This window comes from Mesorhizobium sp. P3_A2, from assembly GCF_056403115.1.
The window spans coordinates 155,087-178,913 of the sequence record NZ_JBFUGC010000007.1; the positions used below are offsets into that span (position 1 = coordinate 155,087).

Here is a 23,827-nt window from a genome sequence, read left to right on the forward strand (position 1 = left end):
ACTATCGGCCGGTGCGCCAATAGCGATGCACCTTGACGCCGCTTGCGCTTGCCCCATTCCAGGGCTCGCAAGCTATGCCGTCATGGTCGGCGTCGTGCGTCGGCCAGTAGCCCGGTTCTCCCAAACGCGCAGGGGCCAGGCCGACGGCGCGGGCAGTGCTACAGTTCGGAAATGCCGCAAGGTGCCTGAGCACGGCCCAGGGCGAGTCGAACCGAACGCCCAGGAAGCCGGAAACGATGTAGCCGAACAACAGGATGAATGGGGCCAGCATGGCCAGCCATCTCAACCTGCCCGACCTGCCGTGGCGGCGACGCATTGGCCAACGCAGGAACGGCAGGAGCATCATCCTTGGCACCCCGTTGGCCTCACTCCCTGAAGGCGCGGTTGATCTGGTCTTGCAGCGGCTTGACGAGGTAGGAAATCACGGTCCGGTCGGCGGTCTTGATGAAGGATTCGACCGGCATGCCCGGAACCAGCTTGATCTCGCCAAGGCGAGCCACTTCCGCGCTCGTGGTCGCGATGCGCACGGTGTAGTAGCTGATGCCGGTGCGCTGGTCGGTGGTCGTGTCCGGCGAGGTGCGCTCGACCGTGCCGTTGATCTGCGGCGTGGTGCGCTGGTTGAAGGCCGAGAAGCGCAGTGCGGCCGGCTGGCCGACCCATAGCTGGTCGATGTCGCTCGGCGCGATCCTGGCCTCGACGGCCAGGCTGTCGCTGTCGGGCACGATCTGCATGATCGTCTGGCCAGGGGTGATGACGCCGCCGATTGTGTGGGCAATGGACTGCTGCACGACGCCGTCCTGCGGCGCTCGGATGTCGATGCGTCTGAGCTGGTCCTCGGCGGCGATCTTGCGCTCCGTCAGTTCGCCGACCTTGGCGTCGATCTCGCGCAAATCCTTGTTGACCTCGGTGCCGAGTTCGAGATCGATCTGGAGTATCTGCAAATTGATCTCGGCAATCTTGCCCTGGGCTTGCGCCTGGGCCGCGATCAGCTGGCTGCGCTCGCCGTCGAGCCGTGCCGACTCGCGCTCCATGGCCGTCAGGCGGTCGATGGAAATCAGCCGTTTTTTCCACAGCTCCCGTATGCTGGCCAATTCCTCCTCGACGAGCGTGATTTCTTTCGACTTGGCCGCTGCCTGGCCCGTGTTCCCCACGATCTCCTTCTGCAGTTGGAGGATGCGCTCCTGCAACTGGCTCTTCTGGCCGGAACGGCCTGCGCGCCTTGTCTCGAAAACCTGTAGCTCGCCGGCCATGATCTCGGCGATCGCCGGATCATCACGGCGATCGAGCAGGTCCTTTGGAAAGGCGATGCCGTCGGCGCCCTGGCGCTCGGCTTCGAGGCGCGCCTCGCGTGCCGACAGCTGGTCGAGTGCCTTGGTCACCACGGCAAGGTTGGCTGCCGGCATGGTGGGATCGAGGCGCACGAGCAGCGCACCGCGCTTGACGCGGTCGCCGTCGCGCACGGCGATCTCGCCGACGATGCCTCCGGTCGAATGCTGCACGTCCTTGACGTGGGAATCGACGACGAGGACCCCGGTGGCGATGACCGCTCCGGAAATGCGGGTCAGCGATGCCCAGCCACCGACACCGCCCACCAGCAGCGCGACCGCGACGAGGCCGAAACGCATATAGCGTCGAATGGATTGGTGGGAGGAGCTCAGCATCGTTCCTGCCTTCATTCGCCTGCGGCCACCGCTCCGGGCGTCGGCTCTTCGGTGGCGAGCCTGAGACGCGGCACGGCGACCACCGTTGGCTGCGGCCGTGGGAACAGCTTGGCCAAAACGTCGTCCTTGAGGCCGAAAGCCTGGACACGGCCCTGGTTCATGGCGAGGATGAAATCGACCGTGGCGAGCGCGCTCGGCCGGTGCGCCACCAGCACGACGATGCCGCCGCGCTCCCGCACCCCCATGATCGCCTGTAGCAGCGCCTTCTCACCCTCGGCATCGAGGTTTGAATTCGGCTCATCGAGCACGACCAGGAAAGGATCGCGATAGAGCGCGCGGGCCAGCGCGATGCGCTGGCGCTGGCCGGCCGACACGGCTTCGCCGAGCTCGCCGATCTGCGTTTCGTAACCGTCACGGAAACCGACGATGAGATCATGCGCGCCGGCGGCATTGGCCGCGGCAATGATCGATGCGGGATCGGCATCGGGCTCGAAACGCGCGATGTTCTCGGCGACCGTGCCGGCAAACAGCTCCACATCCTGCGGCAGATAACCGATGAAGCGGCCGCGATCCTGCGGAGACCACTGGTCGAGGTCGGCGCCGTCGAGCTTGACGCGTCCAACAACAGGTTGCCAAACGCCCGCGAGTGCACGAACCAGCGAGGACTTGCCCGAGCCGCTCGATCCAATGATGCCGACGGCGTGGCCCGCTTCGAGGCCAAAGCTCGCCTCCTGCACCAGGAGCCGCTGCGTGCCGGGTGCGGCAACACTGACATTCAACATCGTGACATGGGCATTGGGTTGCGGCAGTGGCATGCGCTCGGCCTCAGCGGGCAACAGCATCAGGATCTTGTTCAGGCGTTGCCAGCCCTGGCGCGCCGATACGAAACCCTTCCAGTTGCCGATGGCCAGATCGACCGGAGCCAGCGCCCTGCCGCTGAGGATCGAGGCCGTGATCATAATGCCGGCCGTCGCCTGCTGCTCGATCACCAGCCAGGCACCGATGCCGAGCATTGCCGACTGCAGGAGCATTCGCAGCACCTTGGACATCGCGCCAAAGCCGCCGGCAATGTCGCTCACCCTGCGCTGCTCTGCGAGATAATCGAGGTTGGCATCCTGCCATTTTTCCGCAAGTGCGCCCTCCATGCCCATGGCCGCGATGACCTCTGCATTGCGGTAGCCCGCATCGGCAAGACCGTTGCGGGCCGCGCCGATCCTGGTTGCGGAGCGGACCGGCTCGCGTGTCAGGCGTCCGGCGACGATGGTCAGCAACACCAAGACCGTGGCGCCCAGCAGGGCGACTGCGCCGAGAACCATGTGGAAAGCAAAGATGACGATCAAGTAAAGCGGTATCCACGGCAGATCGAACAGGGCCGTCGGGCCAGCGCCGGAGAGGAATCCGCGAACGTTGTCGAGATCGCGGAGCGGCTGATTGCCATCACCTGCATGGCCGATCTTCAGCGGCAGCCTGAGTACGCTGGCATAGATGCGGGGGCCAAGGGACTCGTCGAGAGCGCCGCCGATCCGCACGAGGATGCGACCGCGAATGAAATCGAGCAGGCCCTGGCCGCCGTAAAGAATGACGAGGAGGACGCTTAGGCCCAATAGGGTCGGCAAGCTGCGGCTCGGCAACACCCGATCGTAAACTTCCAGCATGTAGATTGAGCCTGAGAGCATCAGGATGTTGATCACGCCGCTGAAAAGCGCGATGGCGACAAAGGCCGAACGGCAGGAGCGTAGCGCCACGGCAAGTTCCGCACGCGGGGGCGAAGCACCTGCTCGCTTGCGAGAGGCGCGACCCGCAACGGCTCCAGGGGCTGGGTTTTTCGCGGTGCGGCGGTGGTTGCTATCGACAAACCGGAACACGATGCCGAGAAGGATCACGGCCGACGCGATAAGCATCCCGACCGAACCCGTCAAATTGGCTGGAACCGGAATCGCACCGGCGAACAAGAAGGCGCAGGCCGCGAGACCCATGCCAAGCAACTTGACCATAATGCGCATTGGTTTGAACATATTTGCTGCAGTCAAGGGCCGCGCAAAGCACGGCCCTTGAGTTTGCTATGTTATTCGTGCGTGTGGATGAGAAGGTCGGTAAGCTCGGCGATGGAATAGGCGTCCGGAGCCCCGCTGTACGCATCCTGCACCTGCGCTATCAGATCGGCCTTGATTTGGTCGGCCGTGAGCCCGGTCAGGTTGTTGGCAGCGTCGGGGTCAGCCGACGCGTGATGCTCACGTTGATAGATGTACGCCGCCATGAAGCCGGGGTTTGTATCTTCATCGAGAAGATTGAGAACCGCGTTGACCGCCTCCTTCGCCAGCAGGTTCTGGCCGCCGTCGCCGTTGGGGAGCGAAAGAGCGTCGTGGAACGTAAAGTCATTGACCAAAGCACCGCTGCCGTTGACAGGAGAACTAACGTCCCATTGCCCCCCCGCATACGGGCCATTGACGGTGAAGTAGGTTTCGAACGACGTATCCTGTGGGATGTCCCAGTCATTCGCTTGCGGCCCGCTTCCGTCATGCCCCTTCCAATATCCGGGCGAACCGGCATCGGCGTAGATGCAGAGATCGACATCGGCGCTATCAGTGCCACCCTTCCCGTCGGAGATGTCGTAGCTGAACGTATCGACAGGATCGGCATGTCCGCCCACGGGAATATCGGCGCCAGTGTATTGATACTGGAAGTCGCCGTCGGTCTGTATCATCAGCGTGCCGTGCGCGAGGACGATCGTGTACCAGCCGTCCCCGTCCGGGATCAGCGTGGAAAGAGCCACGCCATTCACAGCCGTAACGGCCAGAGCGTCGCCGTCAGGATCGCTATCGTTGGCAAGGACGTTGCCGGTGACAGGCGTGTGCTCGGTGCCGCACGCCGGATCGTCGTCGACGGCAACCGGCGGATGATTGGTGGGCGGGGTATCCGGTGTGTCGTCAGTCCATTTGATGCTGCCACCGGCGCTCGTCGTGCTTGTGGCGCGGACGCCAAGAGTGCCGAATTTTGTCGGATCGAAGTCACTCGGCGCGGCGATCGAGAAAGACGAACCATAAAGATCGTTGGGATCGGCGGTGATGTAGCTGCTCGGCGGTACCTTGCCTAGCCCGGCATCCGAGATCTTCAATCCGCCGTCCCAGACCTCGCCACTACCGTTCATATTCAAGCTGCTTTCCGACTTGGCGCCGGTAAAGCCGGTCAAACCGGTCAACGCAGAATCGACGGTATTGCCGTCCGACCAATAGAGCGCGTTCACATTCATCGACCCGAAAAGGACCGTGGTCGTAAATGTTCCCGCGACCGAGTCATAGACGACTTTGAATTGTAGCCCTTCGGCCACGCTGCCGAAATCCCACTCATAGGTTGACATTTTTTCACTCCCCAACATGGCGCGCTTACACACAACCGCGCCCTTTGCGCCCTGAGGCGCGCCCCAATTTTCTGCCCACAAAGGAATGTTGCCGCCCTTCACCCTTTGTTAACGAATTCTTGCATTTCCGTGATGAACCTGTCCATATAACCTCGGTTATAGGCGCTTTCGTAAAATTAACGACAGCAAAAATCTTCTTTGTTATAATATAGTATTGTCATCCGGCTCGAATTCTTTTCTTGAATTGATAAATTTACCAAACACAGCGAATTTCTTTGGGTCACTCTGCCCCTTTCATGAAGATGAACGACAGAATTGATGCGTCTGTCTAGCGCGTTTTTTCAGTTCGCCGCTACCAATCTTGCTATGAGTCTCGCGCGGCGGTTAACTAACTAGCTGCTAATGTTTTGCACAGTCGTGCTGCTTCTGTCAGCATGGCTCCCTTCCATACCAAGCGCGGTTGCCATATCCGCTTCCGGCGGTTGGGAGCGCAGGGAGGAGACGTCATGACTGGACACGTGGCAGCTTTCGGCGGGCTGAACATGGTCACCACGGTGTTCATCGCCGATGACCATCCGCTCCTGCTGCACGGACTGGCCGACCTGATTGCCCGCGATCCCGGCTTCCTGGTTGTCGGGTCGGCGCTGGACGGAAAGAGAGCGCTGGCGATGATCCAGCAGCAGGTGCCGGATGTCGCGGTGCTCGACGTGCGCATGCCGGAGCTGAGCGGGCCCGAAATCGCCGCGGAAATCGGCAGGCTGGGGCTCGCCACGCGCTGCGTGCTTCTGACCGCAACCGCTTCCAACGCCGAGCTTTATGATGCCGTGATGGCGGGCGTCGCCGGTATCGTGTTCAAGGAAGCCACGGTCGAGACGCTGGCCAAATGTATCCATCAGGTGGCCGCGGGCGGACGTTGGTTGCCCGCCGAGATCGTCGGCGACGCTGTCGAAAGCGAGGCTTCCCGGCGGATCAGATGGCGAAAGCTTTCGTCGCTGCTGACCATTCGCGAGATGGAAATCGCCCAGCTCGCCGCCGCCAACAGGCCGAACGGGCAGATCGCGCTCGATCTCGGCATTTCGAAAGGCACGCTGAAAATCCATATGAACAATATCTACCGCAAATTGCAGGTCTCGTCGCGAGGCGAGCTTTTTCAGCTGGTGGCCGGTCAAATCTCGCACGACGCCCGGACAACCCGGCAATGAAACCCGTTCAGATGTGTGCGACAGCCTGCCTGTCCGGCTTCGCCGGCCCTGTAAGATCCCCGGTGCTGCGGTGCTGCCGATGCCGAACCGCGGCGGCCAGAATCTCGCACAGGCCAAAATCTGGCACAGGCAATGTCGCAAACGCCGCGGGGCCTCTATAACAGGGCACGGGTGGGAAGGGTGGATCGTGCGATTGCTGGGGGTTTTCCTGGGAGAGTTCTTGCAACGTTGGGGCAGATTGTCGCTGGCCCTGCAGTTCCTCATTGCCGGCGGTATCGGGCTGCTGGTGGTGATGCTGGTGGTCGGCCTGTGGGTGACCTCGCAAATCCGGCAAGGCGTCATGCGCAATTCCGCTGCGACCACGGCGCTCTATGTCGACAGCGTGATCGCGCCGCTGTTGCCAGACATGCGCAAAAGCCGCGAGCTCGACGATACTGTCAAGCGGGCGCTCGACGAGACGCTCGACCAGGGTGCACTCGGCAAGCGGCTAGCGTCGTTCAAGCTGTGGCGGCGCGACGGCACGATCCTCTACGCCAAGGATACGACGCTGATCGGCAAGGTGTTCGAGCCGAACGCCAACCTGGTCGCCGCCTTCAGCGGCAATGTCGTTGCCGAGTACAACGACCTCGAGGACGATGCCGAGAGCCAATACGAGAAAAAGACTGTGGCTGGACCGCTGCTGGAAATCTACAATCCGGTACGCGAACCCTGGTCGGGCGAAGTCGTCGCCGTTTCGGAGTTCTACGAGGTTGCCGACGGCTTCGAGTCGACGCTAAACGTCGCCCTGTGGCAAAGCTGGCTGGTCGTGGCCGGCGCCACGGCGGCGGCATTGGCGCTTTTGTCGGGCATCGTCCTTCGCGGCAGCCGCACTATCCAAACCCAGCGGGCGGCACTTGAGGCCAAGATCGCCGAATTGCGGGCGCTGCTGTCACAGAATTCATCGCTGCGCCAGCGCGTGCAGCACGCCTCGCGCCGCGCCACCGCGCTCAACGAACGCTATCTCAGGCGCATCGGCGCCGATCTTCACGACGGGCCGGCCCAACTCGTGGCGCTGGCGGCACTCAGGATGGACAGCCCGATCTTGCTTGATCCCGGCGCCCCCACCGCGCTACGCGAAGCCGAGATTGCCGACATCCACAAAACGCTTGATGAAGCGATCCGCGAGATACGCGGCATCTGCAACGGTCTCGTCCTGCCGCAGATCGAGACTGCGGCGGTGCTCGACATATTGCGGCTGGCGGTCGCCGAACACCAACGGCGGACCGGAACCTCGGTTTCGCTGACGCTGCCAAAGCGCTTGCGCGAACCCGGCCCTTCCGAGAAGATCAGCATCTATCGTTTTGTCCAGGAAGGCTTGAACAACGCCTATCGCCACGGGAAAGGCAGGGATCAGGCGGTGAAAGCGGCAATGAAAGGCGGCAAGCTGTTCGTCGAGGTCCTCGACGGCGGTCCCGGATTCGACCCGGCAAGAAGCGAGGGCCTTGGGCTTGCCGGTCTCAGGGAGCGTATCGAGAGCATCGGCGGCCAGTTTGAAACTGTATCTGGCCCACAAGGCACACGACTGGTGATAACATTGTCCATTGAGGAGCAATCGTGACCCAAGCCATCCGCATTGCCATTGTCGACGACCATCCGTTGTTTCGCGAGGGCGTAGCGCGCAGCCTCGGCGAGATCGGCGGTTTCGAAGTGGTCGGCGAAGGCGCCAGCGCCGAGGATGCCGAAAGGCTGGTCGCGGCCATGCGGCCCGACATCGTGCTGCTCGACATCAGCATGCCGGGCGGCGGGCTCGCCGCCGCGGCAAACATCATGGCCGGGCACCCCGGCCAGAAGGTCGTCATGCTGACCGTGTCGGAAGCCAATGCCGACGTTGCCCAGGCGCTCAATGCCGGCGCGCGCGGCTATGTGCTGAAAGGCGTCGGTTCGAAGGCGCTGGCTGAAATCCTCAGCAATGTCGCGGCTGGCGAAAGCTATGTCTCGCCAACACTGTCGGCCCGGCTTCTGTCGGACCTGTTGCAGCCGGCGAACCGCAAGGCCGAACCCCTCCAGCAGCTCACCGGCCGCGAGACCGATATCCTGCGCCTGGTGGCGGAAGGCTTGAGCAACAAGGAAGTCGCCGCACGGCTTTCGCTGCAGGAGAAGACAGTCAAGCATCACATGACGCGGGTTCTGGCCAAGCTCAATGTCCGCAACCGCACCGAGGCGGCGCTGCTGATGCGCGAGGCGCGGGAGCGCGCGAGTTGACACGCGGCGCACGGACGACACCCATCCGCGCCAGGCACTGAGGCAAAAACACATCCGCGCGAAAGCGGCTAGAGCGCTACGCGCTTTTCCCGGGAAAACCGCTCACACTTTTCCTGGAATTGCTCTAGCCTCACAAACTTTTCAAACGTGCCATATCGGCGGCGGTCGCCGGTCGCTCGATAATGGTACGGTCGAGCGCATCCTTCATCGTGAACCGACCATTTTGGATCCGTTCCTTCATGCCGTTGGGATGGGTGACCGTGATGCCGGTGGCGTCGACCTCGACCTGGTCGCCGGTTGCAGAATTCACATGGCTGGCCTTGCCGGCGCCGGAATTGCCCTTGCCCTTGCCGTTACCGCCGCTGTTACCGTTTCCACCACTGTTGCCGTTGCCGCCACTGTTGCCGCCGCCACCCCCATTTCCGCCGCCGCCATTGCCGCCGCCGCCCCCATGGCCGCCATCCTTGGCGAAGGCATTGCTGGCGGCAAGCTTGGCGGCGCCGTCAAAGCTGAGGTGATAGGGCGTAAGGATCAGGGCGAGCGTCGTGGACGCCCGCAAGGCAAACCAGCAGAGTTGGCGAAACCGCGTAATCTGTTCTTCCCCTGATGGTCAGCGAAGACCAATCCGATCTGTCCACAACCGGAATGGCGTTGTTACCAGAACAGCATCCACAAATCGACGTCCTTGCGAAAGCGGCTTACGACCCTTGTCTCGGCAAATACAGACCTTTTTTGTAAAATTTTCCGACTTAAGTCCTATGTCTTGCAACCTTTAGCTGCATCCGGTCTGTTTGAGCAGGCCGACCAGCCAGGCCAGGCCCGCATCCATCAACGCGACTTTCGGCACGATGCTGTTGATGTTGAAATGGCCGAACCGGATGGGCGCATCGATGCCGACGACGCCGAACCGGCCGCCATGCATGGCGAGGAACCGGCGCGGATAGGCCGAGATCAGGTCGGTTTGCGCAAGCACCGCCAGTCCGAACATGAAGTTGGGGACCGTCAGCGCGACGCGGCGCGACAGGCGGTGTTCGGCCAGCACCCTGTCGACAAAACCATTTGGATCGCCGCTGTTCGAGACGACCATATGTTGCATGGCGCAGTAGCTTTCGAGGCCCGGCTCGTTCGCGAAAGGATGGCCGGCGCGCATGGCGACGATGAAATCCTCCTCATAAAGCGTGTCGACGGCAAAGCGCAACGGCAGGCCGTCGAACGGAATCACGGCGACATCCATGGCGCGCGCTTCGAGCTCGGCGACGCAGTCGCTCCAGGCCGCAACGGGCGACGGTTCGCCTTGGCGCGGCAGCAGGTGCCGGATGGAGATGTCGACGGCCGGGGCCGTTCGGCGCACTTTTTCGAGCAGCGGCGGCAGGAGCACGGATGACACGGCATCCGGCGCGCCGATGGTGAAGCGGCGCGTCGAGCGGGCGGGATCGAACGGCTCGGCGCTTGCGATCACCCGGCGCACCCGCGCCAGAATCTCGGCCACCGGCTCGGCAAGCTCTGTTGCCCGATCGGTGGGCACGACGCCGCGCGGTGTCTTCAGAAACAGCGGATCGCCAAGCAACTTGCGCAGCCGGCCGAGCCCATGGCTGACGGCCGAAGCTGACAGGTTGAGCCGCTCCGCCGAGCGGCCGACATGCCGCTCTTCCATGATGGTCTGGAACAGGACCAGCAAATTGAGGTCGGCACGGGCGAGATCGATCTTGTTCAGCATATTCCTGAAACCATATCACTGGATTCAGGGCAGTAAAGTTTCGGATGGCGTTGTCAGCCCCGGGCGATAGCAGCCGCCTGTTCCAGGCTGATGCCCTTGGCGAGAGGATCGGCATGGCGATGGGCGAGCCGCCATTCGGCCCCGTCGCGGCGATAGACCTGGGTGACACGCAGCGGCCACTCCTGGGCCGGCAGACCGCCGGCTTCGACGTGGCATCTTTCCAGGGTCGCAAGAACCACCATGTCAGCCGAGCCATATGTCTGGACCACCTCCTGCTCGAACGTACCGTTTCTAAAGAAGCGACCAACCGCTTCCCAATTCTCTTCCGTCATATTCGAGCCGCGCGTGGGCGTTCCGCCGAATGGAGCCATCAGCGTGTAGTCGTCGTCGTGCGGGACCAAAGAGCGATAGAAGTCGATGTCACCGCGCATGAGCGCCGCGTTTGCGTCCCTGGATCGCTGGACGAGCTCCGCGATCGTCCGGTCGATGGCGGGATCCTCGTGCGCCGAGGCGGAAACGCCGATTGCAAGCGATGCAAGGCCCGCGCTGCCCGCTGCGGCGAGAATTGAACGTCGTGAAGTGGGCATAAGGGTTTCTCCTGTCGTGATCTCTGGTGGGCCGCTGCAGTTCGGTCAGGGCACGTCCCGCGAGATCGCATTTCGATTCTGATGAATCCAGAGATATGATTTCAGCAATATACTGAATGAAATTGATCATTGGCTGGGTCGATCTCAGGATCGCCGCCGACGAGGTCGCCCGAAGAACAACGGTTTCTTGACGAAGATGGATTTGCCGGTTGGCGCATAGATCCCAAGAAAAACCGGGACGGGATGACGGTACTGCAAAGGTTGACAGTGTCGATCTGTGAGGCATTATCGCATCATCCTGGAGGATGCACTGTGAAGAAAAGCTATTCGAAGCCGGTACTTGTCAAAAAGGCAAGCTCTCGCGGGTTACGGCCGTCACCAATGGCGCCGGTTCCGCCCCGGTCGAGTAAAATCGTTCCGTTGGGCCGTGGCCTGACCCTGGCGTCCTCGCCTGACATTGGAGATGCGGCATGAAGAAGACCTATTCCAAGCCGGTGCTGGTCAAAAAGGGCAAGCTCTCGCAGATCACCGCGAACGGCGCTTCCAACCCTCGATAGACCCTTTCACCCCGATTGATCGCGGCCACCACCCTGACAGAGTCGGACGCCTGATCCTTTCCAGAGCATGATCTTTTCCCGCAGGTGACGGACCATTCAGTGTGCAACCACCAGATCATCGAGCACGAGCTGCCAATAATGGCTCGTGGAAAGGCGCACGCGCGTGACCGCCGCCAGCATCGGCGCGTAGTGCACGGGCGCCAGCGCCGACAGGATGATCGTGTCGCTGGCGATCAGCTTGTCGCCGAGCCAGCTCTCCACCAGCGCGGTTTCGCCTTCGGACTTCAGCCACGCCGCGGTCAGCATTACGGAATGGAAGCCGAACGGTTTTTCGCTTGAGAATTCCGCCGGATGTCCGCTGCTCGATCCCATCTGTTCACTTGCGCCGACCGGGCTGTCGGCAACTATTCCGGCGACGGCACAGGCGGCTTCGTCGTCACCGCGGCGCCGAAGGCGGCGACGACGACGGCGGCGATGCCCGCGCATTGCAGCGGGCTCAGGATTTCACGCAGGAACAGGAAGCCGGCCAGCGCGCCGAGCGCCGGCTCCAGGCAGGTCAGCGTGCCGTAGAGCCTGGCCGGCATGCGGGTCAGCGCCACCATCTCCAGCCAGAACGGCAAGGCGCTGGAGAACAGCCCCACCAGCAGCGCGCTGACCAGGATCGCGGGCGCGACCAGGCCGGAACCCGCCTCGGCGATGCCGAACGGCAGGGCGATAGCGGCGGCGATGACCAGCCCGTAAGCGGTTGTCTGGCTGCCGAGCTCGGCGCCCGCCTTTTGCGCAAAGACGATGTAGAGGGCCCAGCAGCCGCCGGCGGCAAGCGCCAGCATCACGCCCATCGGGTCGAGCGCGCTGCTCGAATGAATGAAGGGCGACAACAGGACGATGCCGGCGACGGCCAGCGCTACCCACACGAAATCAGTGGCACGTCGCGACGACAGCGTCGCCACCAAAAGCGGACCGGAGAATTCAAGCGCCACGGCAATGCCGAGCGGGATTCTGGCAAGTGCTGCATAAAACAAGAGGTTCAGCGCCGCGAGGTTCACGCCGTAGGCGATGAGCCAGGGCAATACGGCGCGCGACGGCCACACCCGCCAGGGTCTCAGCACCGCCGCCAGCATCAGCGCGCCCACGGCCAGCCGAAGCGCCGTGGTGCCATTGGCGCCGATCAGCGGAAACAGGCTCTTGGCGAAGGTGGCGCCGATCTGGATCGACACCATGGCTCCGAGCAGTGCGCCAATCGGCAAGGCTCTCGCTTCGGCGGCGGCAATCGGCGTTGACGTCAATCTTGTTCCCTCCCCGCGCGACCAGCTCGCTGCGGCGCAGGCCCGAGATAGGGGCAACGGGGCTGGCTGTCGTGTGGCACGGGTCGCGTGTTGATGGGGCACAACGCTATTTCCTCTCCCCCGTCGATCGGGGGAGAGGTGTCGAGCGAAGCTCGACGGAGTGGGGGTCGACCGTTCACCACATCCGCCTGATTGCCTGATTGCCTGCTTGCCTGCTTGCCTGAGATTTCGCGCTCGCTTCGTCGTTCCTGTTTTGCGGCGACCGTGGGTTTGATGAGCGCCTTCCCCCACTCCGTCGCCGCTTCGCGGCGCCACCTCTCCCCCCTCCGGAGGGAGAGGAAAAGCGGCTAGTTCGCTATCCCATACACCAAACTCACCCGTCCGTCCGAAAGCGCCTCGACCTTGCGCAGGTCCAGCTTGTGCCGGGCGTGCACTGTGCCAAACAGCGCCTTGCCGTCGCCGGCAAGCAGTGGATAGACGATCAGCCGCATTTCATCGACCAGCCCGGCCTCGATGAGGCTGGCGGTGATGCGGGCGCCGCCCATGAGGTAGATGTCCTTGCCGGGCTCGCGCTTCAGCGCGGCGATGTCGTCAAGACTGCGCAGGAAGCGCGTCGACGGCCAGGTTGCCGACGTCATGGTGTTGGACAACACATAGTGCGGGGTTTTCGCGGCAAAGCGGGCCCATTCGAGTTCGGCCGGGTCGACCAGCTTGCCGGTCATCGGCAACGGCTGGTCCGGCTCGTTCTCAAGGATCGCGCTCCAGTAGCGCTCATAGCCGGCATACATGACGCCGCCGAGCAGGCAGGCGTCGATCCCGGGCATCAGGCCGTATTCCTCCGACCAGTTGTCGACCCAGTCGGCGAAGCCTTCGGGTCCTTCCATCTTGCCGTCGATGGAGATCTTCATTCCGGTGATCAATTTACGCATGACTTCCTCCTTCAGGCTTGCGGGATGCAAGCATGTTGCTTGGTTTCATCGGTGGTGAGTGCGCCTCAATGGCTGGCGAAGGCGCGTGTTTCGCCGGCCCTTGCGCCGGCGTTCGGCGCAAGGGGTAGATGACCCGGTTAGACCGGACGATGCGTTAGGTCAGGTCAGGCCGGCAGGCGCTGGTCGTATTCCGTCATGAGACGGCTCCAGCCGTCCCAGAACGGTTCCGGCTTTTCGCCCGTCACGCGGGCGGCCAGGATGTCGAGATGCATGTGCCAGCCGGCGGCATGCATCATCAGACTCGAGCGGTTGGGCAGGCGGCGGTGGACCAAAGTGAGCAGGACGTCGTCGCCGCGCTGCGCCAATTCGAACGTAACATTGCCGCTGCCGTTCCAGGTGATGGTGAGCTTGCGCGGTGGATCGCATTCGACGATCTGGTTGTGCATCCTCTGCTCGGCGCCAGCGAAGCTGGCCGGCCTCTGGCCGGGTGGGTCGGTGAGTTCGTCGTTGCGCCAGATCAGCTCGAAGGAAGAGCCTTCCTCCATATCCATGTCGCCGGCCGCCAGCCACTGGCGGCGCAGGTCGCTCTGCGTCAGATATTCCCAGACGCGCTCCCTGGTTCCAGGCAAAAGCCGTTCGATCCTCAACGTGGCCGGCTGGATCAGCTCAGCGTAGCCGTCGAAGCTGTTCATCTGGTTCATTGGTCGTCTCCCGCGGATGATGTTGGCCTGGGTGATGTTGGCCTGGATGATTCTGGTTTGAGCGATTCAGGCTTGGATGACTCTGGCTTTGCCGGCGTCGTCTGCGCTGCCGGCGTTTTGCGCTCCTCGCGCAAAAGCTGTTCGAGGACATCGAGGCGGCTGTTCCAGAAACGCGAGTATTGGGCGAGCCACTCATAGGCAGTGGCCAGCGGGCGGGCCTCGAGGCGGCAGACATGGGTGCGGCCGCGCACTTCGCGCCGGATCAGCCCGGCATGCTCCAGCGCCTTGATGTGCTTGGAGGCGGCGGCCAGCGACATGGCAAAGGGTTCGGCCAGCTGGCTCACCGTGCGCTCGCCGCCGGCGAGGCTGTTGAGCATGTTGCGGCGCGTGGAGTCGCTAAGGGCGTGAAAAACCTGATCCATCTGGGGCGTCTCTAATTCAACCATGTAGTTGAATATAGAGCCACGCTTTTGGATAGTCAACCGTTTGGTTGAATGTTTTTTGGGAATAAGCGCCGGCCCCTACCTCCCCCTTGTGGGGAGGTCGGACCGCAGGTCCGGGTGGGGGTGCTTGGCGCAAGCGTTGCAGGATATTCAACGCGCAAGACGGCGGAGGTCGCGCAGACCCCCACCCCGATCCGCTTTGCGGATCGACTTACCGGGGCGAGCCGCGGGTCTCGCCCGTCCTTCGGACCAGTCACCCAGCCATCGCGAGCGGCACCGGACTCTTGTTCGGAATCTGGATGTCGATCTCCAGCGTCGACATGGTCTCGCCGCGGTCCATCGAGACCTGCAGATAATCCTGGTCGATCTGCACATGCTTGGCGATGACCGCCATGATCTCCTCGCGCAGGATGGAGACGAGGTCGGGCTGGCTGCGGTTGCGGCGCTCATAGGCGAGCAGCACTTGCAGCCGTTCGCGCGCCACCGGCGCGCTGGTGCGCCGCTTGAAGATGTCGAGCAGGTTCATGCCGCCCTCCTTCCCAAAAGACGGTCGAGGAAGCCCTTGCGTTCGAAAGGCACAATGACCGGCAGCTGTTCTCCCTCGAGCCGCTTTGCGGCGTCGATGTAAGCCTTGGCGGCGGCATTGAGCGGCTCCGACAATGTCACCGGCGAACCGAGGTTGGAGGCCCTCAGCACATCCTGGCTTTCCGGAATGATGCCCAAGAGCGGCGTCGAGAGAATTTCCAGCACGTCGTCGATCGACAGCATTTCACCGCGAGCCGCGCGGGCGGCATCATAACGCGTCACAAGCACATGCTTGGCGATCTGCTCGCCCTGCTCGGCGCGCAAGGTGCGGGCGTCGAGCAGGCCGATGATGCGATCGGAATCGCGCACCGACGACACCTCGGGATTGGTGACGATGACCGCCTCGTCGGCAAAGCGCATGGCGAGCTGCGCGCCGCGCTCAATGCCGGCCGGGCTGTCGCAGAAGACATAGTCGAAGACCGAGCGCAGCTTGCCGATGACCTCGGCCACGCCCTCCTCGGTCAGCGCATCCTTGTCGCGCGTCTGCGAGGCCGGCAGCAGGAACAAAGTCTCGACCCGCTTGTCGCGGATCAGCGCCTGCGACAGCTTTGCCGAGCCCTGGATGACATTGACGAGGTCGAACACCACGCGCCGTTCGGCGCCCATGATCAGGTCGAGGTTGCGCAGGCCGACGTCGAAATCGACCAGCGCCACCTTTTTGCCGGTCTTGGCGACCGCCGCCCCCAGAGCCGCGGTCGAGGTCGTCTTGCCGACGCCCCCCTTGCCCGAGGTGACCACCACTACCTTGCCCATCAATAAAGCCTCCGTTGTTGTTCGTTATTCGTTGGACGGGCGCGAGCCCGCCGCATTAGCTGAAAGGGGCGATGCGCAGCATGCCGTTGTCGAGGAATGCCTGCACAGGCTTGCCCCGGACTGACGGGTCCATTTCCTCGGCGGTGCAATACCAGCCGTCCACCGACAGAAGCTCGGCCTCGTTCCTGCGACAGAAGACGCGGGCGGCCGTGTTCCCTTGAGCGCCCGCCGAAGCGCGGCCGCGCAGCGTGCCGTAGACATGGATCGAGCCGGTGGCGACGATCTCGGAGCCGGAAGCAACCGAGCCGAGCACAATGACATCGCCATGCGGATGGAAAATGAGCTGACCCGAGCGGATCGGCGAGCGGATCATCAAGGTGCCAGCGTCCGGGGCCTTGGCGTCCTGCGGCAACGGCCTGGCATCGCCCGCCGGCTTCAAATCGCCTGCCTTCAAATCACTTGCTGCCTTGAGATCAGCGGCCGGCTTGTCGCCTGACGCCTCCTCCGCCCTGCCCGCCTTGCGGCTCGGCTGCAACAGCCCGTCGGTGGTCGCCTCCTTGGCGCCAACCAGCACCGGCGGCAGATGCGCGCCAAGGTCGCCGCCGCCGTCGAGCTCCATGGCATAGACGCGGATGCCGCGCTGGCCGAGCACGCCGATCAACGCTTCGATGGCGACGACATCGGGCTTCAGCACATTCAGATCGAGCACCACCGGGCGGCCGGCAAAATAGCCGGGCGAATTGCCGATCCAGCGATCCAGGCTCTCCAGCCAAACATGCAAAGGCGCCTCCGGCGTCAGCGTGAAAGCGACGAAGGAGCGGGCGCGAAAGCGAATGGATTTGGCCTCGAGGGGAGCGGCAAAGGTCACGGCGGGCGATTCCTTACTGAGAGGTAAACGCTAGCGGTGGTATGGTTAATGAAAGGTTAACGGGGGGGGGAATTCGCGAGCTGCGGGAGCGTCTTTCCTGACAGCCGGCGCCGTCTTTCTACCAGCTTCGCAGTTCCACGATAGTGGCCGAGTAGCCTCCAGAACCTGGTTCAAGGCCTCCCTGCCTGCCCGGCGAACGCTACCCGCCATGCCGCACATGCTTAACGCAGGAGCAGCTTGTCGTGTTACGATTGCCGGTCGGCATTCCTCAAGCCAACGTGGCTGCAAGTGCCGGCTCGCGTACCAGACATGCGGGCAAGCTGACTGCAGAAAATTTTCCTGCGGCAGAGTTTCGCAAAGCGAGGAGACGTTGATGAGCGCAAGGGGCCGATTTTTCCGTAGCCTGGTGGCTGTCCTGTTTGCCGGTGTCTTCTGGGTGCATGCCGCCCATGCGCAGGATGCAGGGTGCACGTTCGAGCCGGTGGCCGGTACGTCCCGTCAGATTCTGAGATGTCGGGAAGGCCTTGCCGTCATTGTGGAAGGTGGCGCTCGTTTTACGCTGGAGGATCGCGATCGAAACGGCAGTCCCGACGCGGTCAGGTTGCGGCGCAAAGCGCTGCTGCTCGATGCTCCGGCCGGCGCGGTCCAGGGTGGCTTCGCGGTTATCACCCCGCCGGCGATCGCCGCGGTGCGAGGCACGAAATGGGCAGTCGACGTTGGCAATGGCAAGACGTCTGTTTTCGTCCTTAGAGGTCGCGTCGCCGTGCAAAGACCGGCATCCACCGCCGTCGTGGTCCTCGCACCGGGCGATGGCGTGGACGTCGAGGCCGGGACAGGCAAACTCATCGTCAAGCGCTGGCCCGCCAAGCGCGTTTCCGCATTGCTGGCCCGTTTTGGTCAGTGAGCTTGCCCAGTGAGCCGGTAATGAGCCGACGAGGGCTCCCGACGCTGATCGGGATCATTCTGGCGGGTCTTTGGGGCGCCGGCCTGGGCTTCGCGCACTGGCACGGCAATTTCTGGTTTCTCGATCGCGTCGAGGCAACGATGACCGATCTTCGAACGCTTGTTCGAGGAACGGCAAAGCCGCCGGAGCTGATCACCATTGTCGCAATAGACGACGAAACGGTGCGGCGCGAGGGCAGCTATCCCCTCAACCGCGCCACGCTTGCCCGGATCATCGATACGATAGAGCCGCTCGGGCCGAAAGCCATCGCGCTCGACCTGCTGCTGGTCGACCCCGGGGCAAAAGACGCTGACGAGGCGCTCGCGCGGTCGCTGAGCAGGAGTAGAAGCGTAATCGCTGCAGCGGCGATCTACCCCGGAGGCAAACAATGGGCGCTGGCCGTGGGCGAAGGACCCCTCGCCCGCGTGCCGAATGCCGAGCGGTTTTTATGGCCCCTGAAAGCGTTTTCGGACGCCGCCGCTGTCGGCGTCGTGAACGTGGTCACCGACAGGACAGGAACGCCCCGGTTCGTGCCATTGCTGTTTCGGGCCGGAGAGCAGTTGCAAGCGTCCTTCTCCTTGCGTGTCGCCACCATGGCGGCGGGAGAGGACCCTGGAATTGCGCCCGATGATCTATCGCTGGACGGACGGTCGATCCGTACGGACATTGGTCACATCCTGCCTCTGACATTTTATGGCCCGCGCGGCACGATCCGCACGATCAGCGCCGCGACCGTGCTGGAGGGCCAGTTCGATCCCGGCGCTATCCGGGGCCGAATTGTCTTGATAGGAGCGACCGCAACCGGCACCGGCGATGTCTTCCCGACACCGTTCGATCCCATACTGCCGGGGGTCGAGGTCATGTCGACGGCGATTGCCCATCTGATGACCGGCGACGGAATCGTGCGCGACCAGAAGGTTCGCCTTGCAGATGCGGGCTTTGCAGTGGCGCTGCCCATGCTTCTTGTCGGCCTGTTGGCGTGGCGCCGAAACGCCATCGGCCTCGCGGCGGTCGCCGGCGTGGTCCTGATCTGGTTGGTGGTCAACATGACCGCTTTCATGCACCATATCTGGCTGAGCGCCGCACTGCCGATGACCGCTGCCGTTCCGCCGGCAATCCTGTTTGGGGCCGCACAGCTTTGGCTGGGCAGAAGCCGTGCCCAATATTTCGCCACGCAGAGCCAATTGCTTCAACGCGTTGAAGCCCCAGGGCTGGGGGCATGGCTCGCCAAGCATGGCGACTTCCTTTCGGAACCCGTCCGGACAGAAGCCGCCATCCTGTTCATCGACCTGTCCGGCTTCACCGGACTGAGTGAAACATTGGGACCGAGCGCCACACGCGAACTCCTGAACAATTTTCACGCGTTGGTGGACGAAGAAGTGACAAGCTGCGGTGGCGTTGTCACGAGTTTCATGGGTGACGGCGCCATGATCCTGTTCGGCCTGCCGGAACCGGCGACAGACGACGCCTTCAATGCTGCCCGCTGTTGTGTCGGGCTCTCCGGCCGCACCAACGATTGGCTCGCCTCGTTGCCTGCGTCGACCGCATCCCGGATCGGCTTCAAGATTGGAGCGCATCATGGAACAATCGTGGCCTCTCGACTCGGCGGCGAAGGGCGTCAGCACATCGCGGCCATCGGCGACACCGTCAACGTTGCAAGTCGCTTGATGGAGATCGCTGCCGGCCAGAATGCCGAAGTTGCGGTGAGTGACGAAATGCTTCATGTCGCCGGTCGCGACTGCGCGTTGTTCAAATCCGGTGCTTTAAGAGGACCTGTGGAGACACAGATCCGTGGGCGATCCGGCTCGCTCGCAATCTGGTTTTGGCGGAGTGCGCGGGCGCCGCAGTAGATCCGGCCCCGTGATCAGTGGCGCGCCATCCATCCCTTCGCCAAGTCTCTGGCGCCGTGAGGCCCCCGATCAAGACGTGCGCCGCCCTTTCCCCTTGAGGCTCCGCGCCGCCTGCTCAACCGCAGCCCGGTCGGCGCCAAGCCTGTCGATCAACTCCTGCGCTTCGTCGCCGGATATGCCGGTGCGCACAGCCAGTTCCTCGACCGTCAGGATGTCGGCGCTGGCGATCTCACGGGTTTGCGGCAGTGCGTCGTCGGCCGTCAGCGGCAGTGCGGCTTCCCGGTCTATTTCGGCCTCGGCCCGGTGCCAGTGATGCTCGGGATCACCACCTCCTTCGCGCTCCCAGATCTGGTACGCGCGCTTCTGGATCTTGTCGTGCCGTTCGTCACCCATCGTCGTTCCTCCTTGGTGTCAGGGAAGAACGCGGCGCCAGTGCGAACGATCCAAAAAATTTGCGTGATCGAAATGGCCAGGGATCGCACGGGATTCGAGCAGCCCGCGCCCTACTCGCACTGGCGCCGCGGCCCGCCGGAATAGGGCTGGTAGCTGTTGTCCTCGGGACGGTAGGAGCGGTAGCGGCTGAAGCAGGATTCGACGTGATCGTCCGAAAGGTCCGCTGTTGCCACCACAGGGGCGGCGCCGTCCCCGATATAGCTGACTTCGGCGGGTTGCTGCGCGGCCTGGTCGGCGGCGGCACTGGTTTCAAGATAGGGCGAGACGCAGGGGCGCTGCTGTCCGCTGTAGGACATGTAGCTGTTGTCGTCAGGATTGTAGGAGCGGTAGCGGTCCGCGCACCAGCTGACATGGGCAGCCGGCAGCCTGGCCTGCTGCTCGCCCGCATCGGGCGCCACAGCGCCTGTGCTGGCCGGGTCCGACGACTGCATCCTGGCGGAGGCGTCGGGTGCCGCGGGTTGCGCGGCGGCCACGCGCTCCAGCCCCGGCGCGGCCTTGTCCACCTTCTGTGCGTCCTTGGTCCACAATTGCGAGACACTGTCGGCTGGCCCGGCCTGATGCACGGGCTTGGCGACAATCAGCCAGGCGGCGAAAGCCAGCCCGCTGGCAAAGACCGCAAGAGTCAGGACGAAGCCTGCTATCAGTGCCAAAACCGCTTTCATCACACACTCCCTTGAGGCCCCGCTAATAGAATGCGGAGCATCGGGACTGGTTCCAGCAAGCAAGCATTTGGCAAGGGCCGGCAACTGGAGGGCCAGACGATGCGCAAAAGAGCAGGCCCAGGTGCCTCAAACCGGCAGCGTCACCCTCATCGTCACGTCGTTCTCCGCCGCCAGAAGTGCGGCCACCATCTCCTTGTCGCGCTCGCGCTGCTGCAGGTAGAGCGTCACCAGCCGGTCCAGCGAGAACGCGCCGGCGCCTGCAATGGCCAGCACGAACATGCCGCCTGATATCGCCAGGTCCTTTTCGAAATGCAGCAGTTCGTTCTGGCTGGCGAGGTTGGTGTGGAACAGGGTGGCGGTTGCCAGGCAGAACAGGGCAAGGCCGATGGCGCCGAGGCGGGTGAGCAGGCCGGATGCGATGGAGAGCCCAGCGGCCAGCTGTAGCGCAAGCGTGGCGATGAACAGCGGCAGGCCGATGCCTTGGGCGGCCATCGCCTTGGCGGCGGCGTCGAAATGGGTGGCGAGCGTCAGGCCTTCGTGCAGGAAGAGCACGGACAAGAGCAGGCGGGCGGCCAGCAGGGTGATGTCCTTGAGGTGATATTTGGTGGCTAGCGTGTGAAGCTTCGCGGTTTGGTCCGTCAGGTTCATGGTGAGGCTCCGGAATTTAGCAATGGGCAGGCGCGGCGCGCCGGCTGGGCGCACGTGGATGGCGCTGGTGGTTTGCTGGTTTAGGGGCCCGAGCCGGCGTGAGGGATCATTGCCGGCTCCGGCGTTTGGGCGCCGGCCATAGGCGCCCAAACCGGGATGTTGGGTTGGCGTCGGCCAAGGCCCCGGCGGCTTCGCCCCATCTTTCCCCCGCTTTGCCGCAGGGCGATCGCATATGAGTCCCTACGAAGAGGACCCCCACCCTAACCCTCCCCACAAGGGGGAGGGAACGCTGCCGCATGCCAACCTCGTTGGCGTCGAGCCCAGGCGGTTTGTGGCGATCAGCGCCTACCCTAGTCTCCCTCCCCCTTGTGGGGAGGGTGCCATCATATGCGGTTGCCCGCTGAAAGGTGCCGAGCCTTACTGCGTCACCTTGGTGGCGATGGCCTTTTGCAAATCCTCGAGTTCCTCGCAGCCGGCGGGGCACAGCTTCTGCAGCGAGGCCAGCTGCTCGTTGGCCTTGGCCATGTCGCCGGTCTCGACATAGAGCTCGCCCAGATATTCGCGGGCGGCCTTGTGGTCGGGCTTCAGCTCCAGCGCCTTGTTGTAATAGGTCAGCGCGGTGGTGAAATCGCCGGTCTTGCGCAGCGTGAAGCCGAGCAGGTTGTAGACGTCGGCCTGCTGGTTGTCCTGCGCGAGATCGCGCAGGTCTGCCAGCGCGCCCTTGTAGTCCTTGGCCGCGATCTTGGCCTGGACGGCGGTGAGGTCGGGCGCGTCAGTGCCCTCGATGTCGTCGACGGCGAAGGCCGGCATGACGGTCGCCGCGGGAATCACGGTCAGCACGGCGATGGCGCCGAGCAGGCCGAACAGGGCGTTCTTGCCCAGATGGGATTTTCTCATTGTCTTTCTCGCTTCAGTTTGAGTTGCCCGTTCAAAGTTGAACGGGAGTGAAGCCATAGGCATTGCCGTCCTTGACGAAGACGCCGGTGCCGGGGAACGGGAAGTGCGAACCGGAAATGCGGATGTTGTCCGCGATCACCCGGTCGATGATCTTGTGGCGAGTAGTGATCGCCGTCGGTCCGTCCTGGTCGTAGCTGCCCTGCCACTCCGGATGCGGCGCCAGCAGGGCCGGCACATACATTGTATCGGCCGAGATCATCAGCTGTTCCTTGCCGGAGTTGGCGAGGTAGACCGAGTGGCCCGGCGTGTGGCCCGGGGCGGCGATGATCTGGATGCCGGGCACGACTTCGGCGCCGTCCTGAACCAGCTTCCAGTTCTTCCATTTCGGGAAATTTTCGGCGATGCGCTTGCCAGCGGGCTTGCGTCCCTCAGGCAGCTTCGCCAGCCGACTGGGGTCGGTCCACCAGACGTATTCGGTGGCGTTGACGATCAGCTCGGCATTGGGGAACACCGGCGCATTGGTGCCCTTCTCCATCAGGCCCCAGACATGGTCGGGGTGGAAATGCGAGATCATGATGGTGTCGATCGCCTTGTAGTCGATGCCGGCAGCGGCCATGTTGGCCGGCAGATGCGTGGCGTTGGTCTGCCACTGGCCGACGCCCGAGCCGGCATCCATCATGATCAGCTTGCCGTTCATCTCGAGCACGACGACGGTGAGCGGGATGGGCATGAAGTCGGTGGTCAGCCCTGCCTTGGCGAGTGCGGCCTTGGTGTCGTCGACCGAGACATCCTTGATGAAGGCCGGGTCATGGGGCTTGCGCCAAATGCCGTCATAGATGGCGGTGACCTCGATATCGCCGACCTTGTATTTGTAGAAGCCGATCGACGGCTCGACCGGCGTTTCGGCGAAGGCGGCTTGAGTGAATTCGAGCTTGCCGGCAAGGCCGAAGGCGGTTGCAGCGAGCGTGGTTCCAAGCAATGTGCGACGTGTCATTGTGAACATGGGTGATCTCCTCTTGTGAGTGGTGTCCGAAGTCGCGGAAGAGAGATGACGGAGAGCGCTAGCTCCCCGTCCTGACCGGTTGAGGCGGCGGCGCGGATCCGGCGCCGGCGCCCATCACTCAGCGGCCCCAGATGCTGTCGCGATTGTGCCGGGCAATGATGTCCTGCACCGAGTCCTGGTTCGGCCCCGTCGTCACCTTGGCATCGACGCCGTCCTGGTGCGCTGTGTAGGGAATTGACGCGGTGGCATTGGTGTCGACGGCAGGCTGGTTGGCCTTGTTGGTGAAGTGGTCGCTGCCGGCAAAGGCAGCGCTCGAGGCAAGCAGCATCGCACCCACGCTGAAAGCGAGCTTGGTCATGTCCAAAATTCCTTGTTTTGTTTCTTCGGGGTCGCGGGCCGGAATGGCCCCGCTGATAACAAGACCCGGAAGGGCTGCGCTTTATTCCCCGGTGCGGTGAGATTTTTTTGGAGGGGGAGAAATCA

At 63.3% G+C, this 23,827-nt stretch carries 26 protein-coding genes; 5 read left to right on the top strand and 21 right to left on the bottom strand.

Translation table 11 applies throughout. From position 1 onward, the window contains the following. Window position 1 precedes the first annotated feature (1 nt). From AC1DXM_RS17650 to AC1DXM_RS17665, 4 genes are all read right to left on the bottom strand, one after another. A complete protein-coding gene (locus tag AC1DXM_RS17650; RefSeq protein ID WP_477234664.1) occupies window positions 2–271 on the bottom strand; it encodes an excalibur calcium-binding domain-containing protein in 270 nt (89 codons plus the stop codon). Between the two features lie 94 nt (window positions 272–365). Further along, the gene (locus tag AC1DXM_RS17655) at window positions 366–1,661 is read right to left on the bottom strand and encodes an HlyD family type I secretion periplasmic adaptor subunit (RefSeq protein ID WP_477234666.1); all 1,296 of its coding nucleotides are present in this window, start codon (window positions 1,659–1,661) and stop codon (window positions 366–368) included. 11 nt (window positions 1,662–1,672) lie between these two features. Next, a complete protein-coding gene (locus tag AC1DXM_RS17660) occupies window positions 1,673–3,406 on the bottom strand; it encodes a type I secretion system permease/ATPase (RefSeq protein WP_477234668.1) in 1,734 nt (577 codons plus the stop codon). Between the two features lie 320 nt (window positions 3,407–3,726). Beyond that, window positions 3,727–5,019, bottom strand: a complete 1,293-nt coding sequence (locus tag AC1DXM_RS17665; RefSeq protein ID WP_477234670.1) for an Ig-like domain-containing protein — start codon at window positions 5,017–5,019, stop codon at window positions 3,727–3,729. A gap of 506 nt (window positions 5,020–5,525) precedes the next feature. Between AC1DXM_RS17665 and AC1DXM_RS17670 the strand changes: the two genes are divergently transcribed. The 3 genes from AC1DXM_RS17670 to AC1DXM_RS17680 all read left to right on the top strand — a co-directional run bounded on the left by AC1DXM_RS17670 (window position 5,526) and on the right by AC1DXM_RS17680 (window position 8,462). Beyond that, a complete protein-coding gene (locus AC1DXM_RS17670; protein ID WP_477234672.1) occupies window positions 5,526–6,221 on the top strand; it encodes a response regulator in 696 nt (231 codons plus the stop codon). Between the two features lie 292 nt (window positions 6,222–6,513). Beyond that, window positions 6,514–7,818: a sensor histidine kinase gene (locus tag AC1DXM_RS17675; protein ID WP_477235032.1), complete on the top strand. Its 1,305-nt coding sequence runs from the start codon at window positions 6,514–6,516 to the stop codon at window positions 7,816–7,818. Further along, a complete protein-coding gene (locus tag AC1DXM_RS17680; RefSeq protein WP_477234674.1) occupies window positions 7,815–8,462 on the top strand; it encodes a response regulator in 648 nt (215 codons plus the stop codon). The genes AC1DXM_RS17675 and AC1DXM_RS17680 overlap by 4 nt, the downstream gene beginning before the upstream one ends. A 130-nt stretch (window positions 8,463–8,592) precedes the next feature. On the opposite strand, the gene AC1DXM_RS17685 is transcribed toward AC1DXM_RS17680, so the two are convergent. The 11 genes from AC1DXM_RS17685 to minC all read right to left on the bottom strand — a co-directional run bounded on the left by AC1DXM_RS17685 (window position 8,593) and on the right by minC (window position 16,888). Beyond that, window positions 8,593–9,021, bottom strand: coding sequence for a hypothetical protein (locus AC1DXM_RS17685; RefSeq protein ID WP_477234676.1), 429 nt, complete (start codon window positions 9,019–9,021; stop codon window positions 8,593–8,595). A gap of 213 nt (window positions 9,022–9,234) precedes the next feature. Continuing rightward, the gene (locus AC1DXM_RS17690) at window positions 9,235–10,179 is read right to left on the bottom strand and encodes a LysR family transcriptional regulator (protein WP_477234678.1); all 945 of its coding nucleotides are present in this window, start codon (window positions 10,177–10,179) and stop codon (window positions 9,235–9,237) included. Between the two features lie 53 nt (window positions 10,180–10,232). After that, on the bottom strand, window positions 10,233–10,766 hold the full coding sequence (locus AC1DXM_RS17695) for a YybH family protein (protein ID WP_477234680.1): 534 nt from the start codon (window positions 10,764–10,766) through the stop codon (window positions 10,233–10,235). A gap of 653 nt (window positions 10,767–11,419) precedes the next feature. Then, complete coding sequence (locus AC1DXM_RS17700) at window positions 11,420–11,695, bottom strand: hypothetical protein (protein WP_477234682.1); 276 nt, start codon at window positions 11,693–11,695, stop codon at window positions 11,420–11,422. Window positions 11,696–11,727: 32 nt separating this feature from the next. Continuing rightward, complete coding sequence (locus tag AC1DXM_RS17705; protein WP_477234684.1) at window positions 11,728–12,609, bottom strand: EamA family transporter; 882 nt, start codon at window positions 12,607–12,609, stop codon at window positions 11,728–11,730. Between the two features lie 347 nt (window positions 12,610–12,956). After that, complete coding sequence (locus AC1DXM_RS17710) at window positions 12,957–13,538, bottom strand: dihydrofolate reductase family protein (RefSeq protein ID WP_477234686.1); 582 nt, start codon at window positions 13,536–13,538, stop codon at window positions 12,957–12,959. 164 nt (window positions 13,539–13,702) lie between these two features. Continuing rightward, a complete protein-coding gene (locus AC1DXM_RS17715; RefSeq protein WP_477234688.1) occupies window positions 13,703–14,239 on the bottom strand; it encodes an SRPBCC family protein in 537 nt (178 codons plus the stop codon). Continuing rightward, the gene (locus AC1DXM_RS17720) at window positions 14,236–14,685 is read right to left on the bottom strand and encodes an ArsR/SmtB family transcription factor (RefSeq protein WP_477235034.1); all 450 of its coding nucleotides are present in this window, start codon (window positions 14,683–14,685) and stop codon (window positions 14,236–14,238) included. The genes AC1DXM_RS17715 and AC1DXM_RS17720 overlap by 4 nt, the downstream gene beginning before the upstream one ends. Before the next feature lie 250 nt (window positions 14,686–14,935). Beyond that, the gene (gene minE, locus AC1DXM_RS17725) at window positions 14,936–15,208 is read right to left on the bottom strand and encodes a cell division topological specificity factor MinE (protein WP_112560940.1); all 273 of its coding nucleotides are present in this window, start codon (window positions 15,206–15,208) and stop codon (window positions 14,936–14,938) included. After that, window positions 15,205–16,020 carry a septum site-determining protein MinD gene (gene minD, locus AC1DXM_RS17730; RefSeq protein ID WP_029869303.1) on the bottom strand — a complete coding sequence of 272 codons (816 nt, stop codon included), beginning with the start codon at window positions 16,018–16,020 and terminating at the stop codon, window positions 15,205–15,207. Before minD ends, minE begins: the two co-directional genes overlap by 4 nt. A gap of 55 nt (window positions 16,021–16,075) precedes the next feature. Then, the gene (minC, locus tag AC1DXM_RS17735; protein WP_477234690.1) at window positions 16,076–16,888 is read right to left on the bottom strand and encodes a septum site-determining protein MinC; all 813 of its coding nucleotides are present in this window, start codon (window positions 16,886–16,888) and stop codon (window positions 16,076–16,078) included. A 373-nt stretch (window positions 16,889–17,261) separates the two neighbouring features. Here minC and AC1DXM_RS17740 point away from each other — a divergent pair, with 373 nt between their 5' ends. Further along, the gene (locus tag AC1DXM_RS17740; protein ID WP_477234692.1) at window positions 17,262–17,792 is read left to right on the top strand and encodes a FecR domain-containing protein; all 531 of its coding nucleotides are present in this window, start codon (window positions 17,262–17,264) and stop codon (window positions 17,790–17,792) included. 20 nt (window positions 17,793–17,812) lie between these two features. Then, window positions 17,813–19,681, top strand: a complete 1,869-nt coding sequence (locus tag AC1DXM_RS17745) for a CHASE2 domain-containing protein (protein WP_477234694.1) — start codon at window positions 17,813–17,815, stop codon at window positions 19,679–19,681. Window positions 19,682–19,750: 69 nt separating this feature from the next. Here AC1DXM_RS17745 and AC1DXM_RS17750 read toward each other — a convergent pair whose 3' ends face one another. The 6 genes from AC1DXM_RS17750 to AC1DXM_RS17775 all read right to left on the bottom strand — a co-directional run bounded on the left by AC1DXM_RS17750 (window position 19,751) and on the right by AC1DXM_RS17775 (window position 23,702). Continuing rightward, window positions 19,751–20,074, bottom strand: a complete 324-nt coding sequence (locus AC1DXM_RS17750; RefSeq protein ID WP_477234696.1) for a DUF2934 domain-containing protein — start codon at window positions 20,072–20,074, stop codon at window positions 19,751–19,753. 110 nt (window positions 20,075–20,184) lie between these two features. Beyond that, window positions 20,185–20,799, bottom strand: a complete 615-nt coding sequence (locus AC1DXM_RS17755) for a BA14K family protein (RefSeq protein WP_477234698.1) — start codon at window positions 20,797–20,799, stop codon at window positions 20,185–20,187. Between the two features lie 123 nt (window positions 20,800–20,922). Continuing rightward, window positions 20,923–21,444, bottom strand: coding sequence for a DoxX family protein (locus AC1DXM_RS17760; RefSeq protein WP_477234700.1), 522 nt, complete (start codon window positions 21,442–21,444; stop codon window positions 20,923–20,925). 417 nt (window positions 21,445–21,861) lie between these two features. Continuing rightward, the gene (locus AC1DXM_RS17765; protein WP_477234702.1) at window positions 21,862–22,341 is read right to left on the bottom strand and encodes a tetratricopeptide repeat protein; all 480 of its coding nucleotides are present in this window, start codon (window positions 22,339–22,341) and stop codon (window positions 21,862–21,864) included. Window positions 22,342–22,372: 31 nt separating this feature from the next. Then, the gene (locus tag AC1DXM_RS17770) at window positions 22,373–23,344 is read right to left on the bottom strand and encodes an MBL fold metallo-hydrolase (protein WP_477234704.1); all 972 of its coding nucleotides are present in this window, start codon (window positions 23,342–23,344) and stop codon (window positions 22,373–22,375) included. Between the two features lie 118 nt (window positions 23,345–23,462). Continuing rightward, the gene (locus AC1DXM_RS17775; RefSeq protein ID WP_477234706.1) at window positions 23,463–23,702 is read right to left on the bottom strand and encodes a DUF680 domain-containing protein; all 240 of its coding nucleotides are present in this window, start codon (window positions 23,700–23,702) and stop codon (window positions 23,463–23,465) included. Window positions 23,703–23,827: the final 125 nt, after the last annotated feature.

Excerpts from the sequence above, each read along its gene's own strand:
- AC1DXM_RS17760 (WP_477234700.1), bottom strand. The coding sequence starts at position 21,444 with ATGAACCTGACGGACCAAACCGCGAAGCTTCACACGCTAGCCACCAAA.
- AC1DXM_RS17720 (WP_477235034.1), bottom strand. The coding sequence starts at position 14,685 with ATGGTTGAATTAGAGACGCCCCAGATGGATCAGGTTTTTCACGCCCTT.
- AC1DXM_RS17740 (WP_477234692.1), top strand. The coding sequence starts at position 17,262 with ATGAGCGCAAGGGGCCGATTTTTCCGTAGCCTGGTGGCTGTCCTGTTT.
- minD (WP_029869303.1), bottom strand. The coding sequence starts at position 16,020 with ATGGGCAAGGTAGTGGTGGTCACCTCGGGCAAGGGGGGCGTCGGCAAG.
- AC1DXM_RS17670 (WP_477234672.1), top strand. The coding sequence starts at position 5,526 with ATGACTGGACACGTGGCAGCTTTCGGCGGGCTGAACATGGTCACCACG.
- AC1DXM_RS17745 (WP_477234694.1), top strand. The coding sequence starts at position 17,813 with ATGAGCCGACGAGGGCTCCCGACGCTGATCGGGATCATTCTGGCGGGT.
- AC1DXM_RS17770 (WP_477234704.1), bottom strand. The coding sequence starts at position 23,344 with ATGTTCACAATGACACGTCGCACATTGCTTGGAACCACGCTCGCTGCA.
- AC1DXM_RS17775 (WP_477234706.1), bottom strand. The coding sequence starts at position 23,702 with ATGACCAAGCTCGCTTTCAGCGTGGGTGCGATGCTGCTTGCCTCGAGC.
- AC1DXM_RS17695 (WP_477234680.1), bottom strand. The coding sequence starts at position 10,766 with ATGCCCACTTCACGACGTTCAATTCTCGCCGCAGCGGGCAGCGCGGGC.
- AC1DXM_RS17690 (WP_477234678.1), bottom strand. The coding sequence starts at position 10,179 with ATGCTGAACAAGATCGATCTCGCCCGTGCCGACCTCAATTTGCTGGTC.
- minE (WP_112560940.1), bottom strand. The coding sequence starts at position 15,208 with ATGAACCTGCTCGACATCTTCAAGCGGCGCACCAGCGCGCCGGTGGCG.
- AC1DXM_RS17700 (WP_477234682.1), bottom strand. The coding sequence starts at position 11,695 with ATGGGATCGAGCAGCGGACATCCGGCGGAATTCTCAAGCGAAAAACCG.
- AC1DXM_RS17675 (WP_477235032.1), top strand. The coding sequence starts at position 6,514 with ATGCTGGTGGTCGGCCTGTGGGTGACCTCGCAAATCCGGCAAGGCGTC.
- AC1DXM_RS17765 (WP_477234702.1), bottom strand. The coding sequence starts at position 22,341 with ATGAGAAAATCCCATCTGGGCAAGAACGCCCTGTTCGGCCTGCTCGGC.
- AC1DXM_RS17655 (WP_477234666.1), bottom strand. The coding sequence starts at position 1,661 with ATGCTGAGCTCCTCCCACCAATCCATTCGACGCTATATGCGTTTCGGC.
- AC1DXM_RS17665 (WP_477234670.1), bottom strand. The coding sequence starts at position 5,019 with ATGTCAACCTATGAGTGGGATTTCGGCAGCGTGGCCGAAGGGCTACAA.
- AC1DXM_RS17710 (WP_477234686.1), bottom strand. The coding sequence starts at position 13,538 with ATGCGTAAATTGATCACCGGAATGAAGATCTCCATCGACGGCAAGATG.
- AC1DXM_RS17750 (WP_477234696.1), bottom strand. The coding sequence starts at position 20,074 with ATGGGTGACGAACGGCACGACAAGATCCAGAAGCGCGCGTACCAGATC.
- AC1DXM_RS17715 (WP_477234688.1), bottom strand. The coding sequence starts at position 14,239 with ATGAACCAGATGAACAGCTTCGACGGCTACGCTGAGCTGATCCAGCCG.
- AC1DXM_RS17650 (WP_477234664.1), bottom strand. The coding sequence starts at position 271 with ATGCTGGCCCCATTCATCCTGTTGTTCGGCTACATCGTTTCCGGCTTC.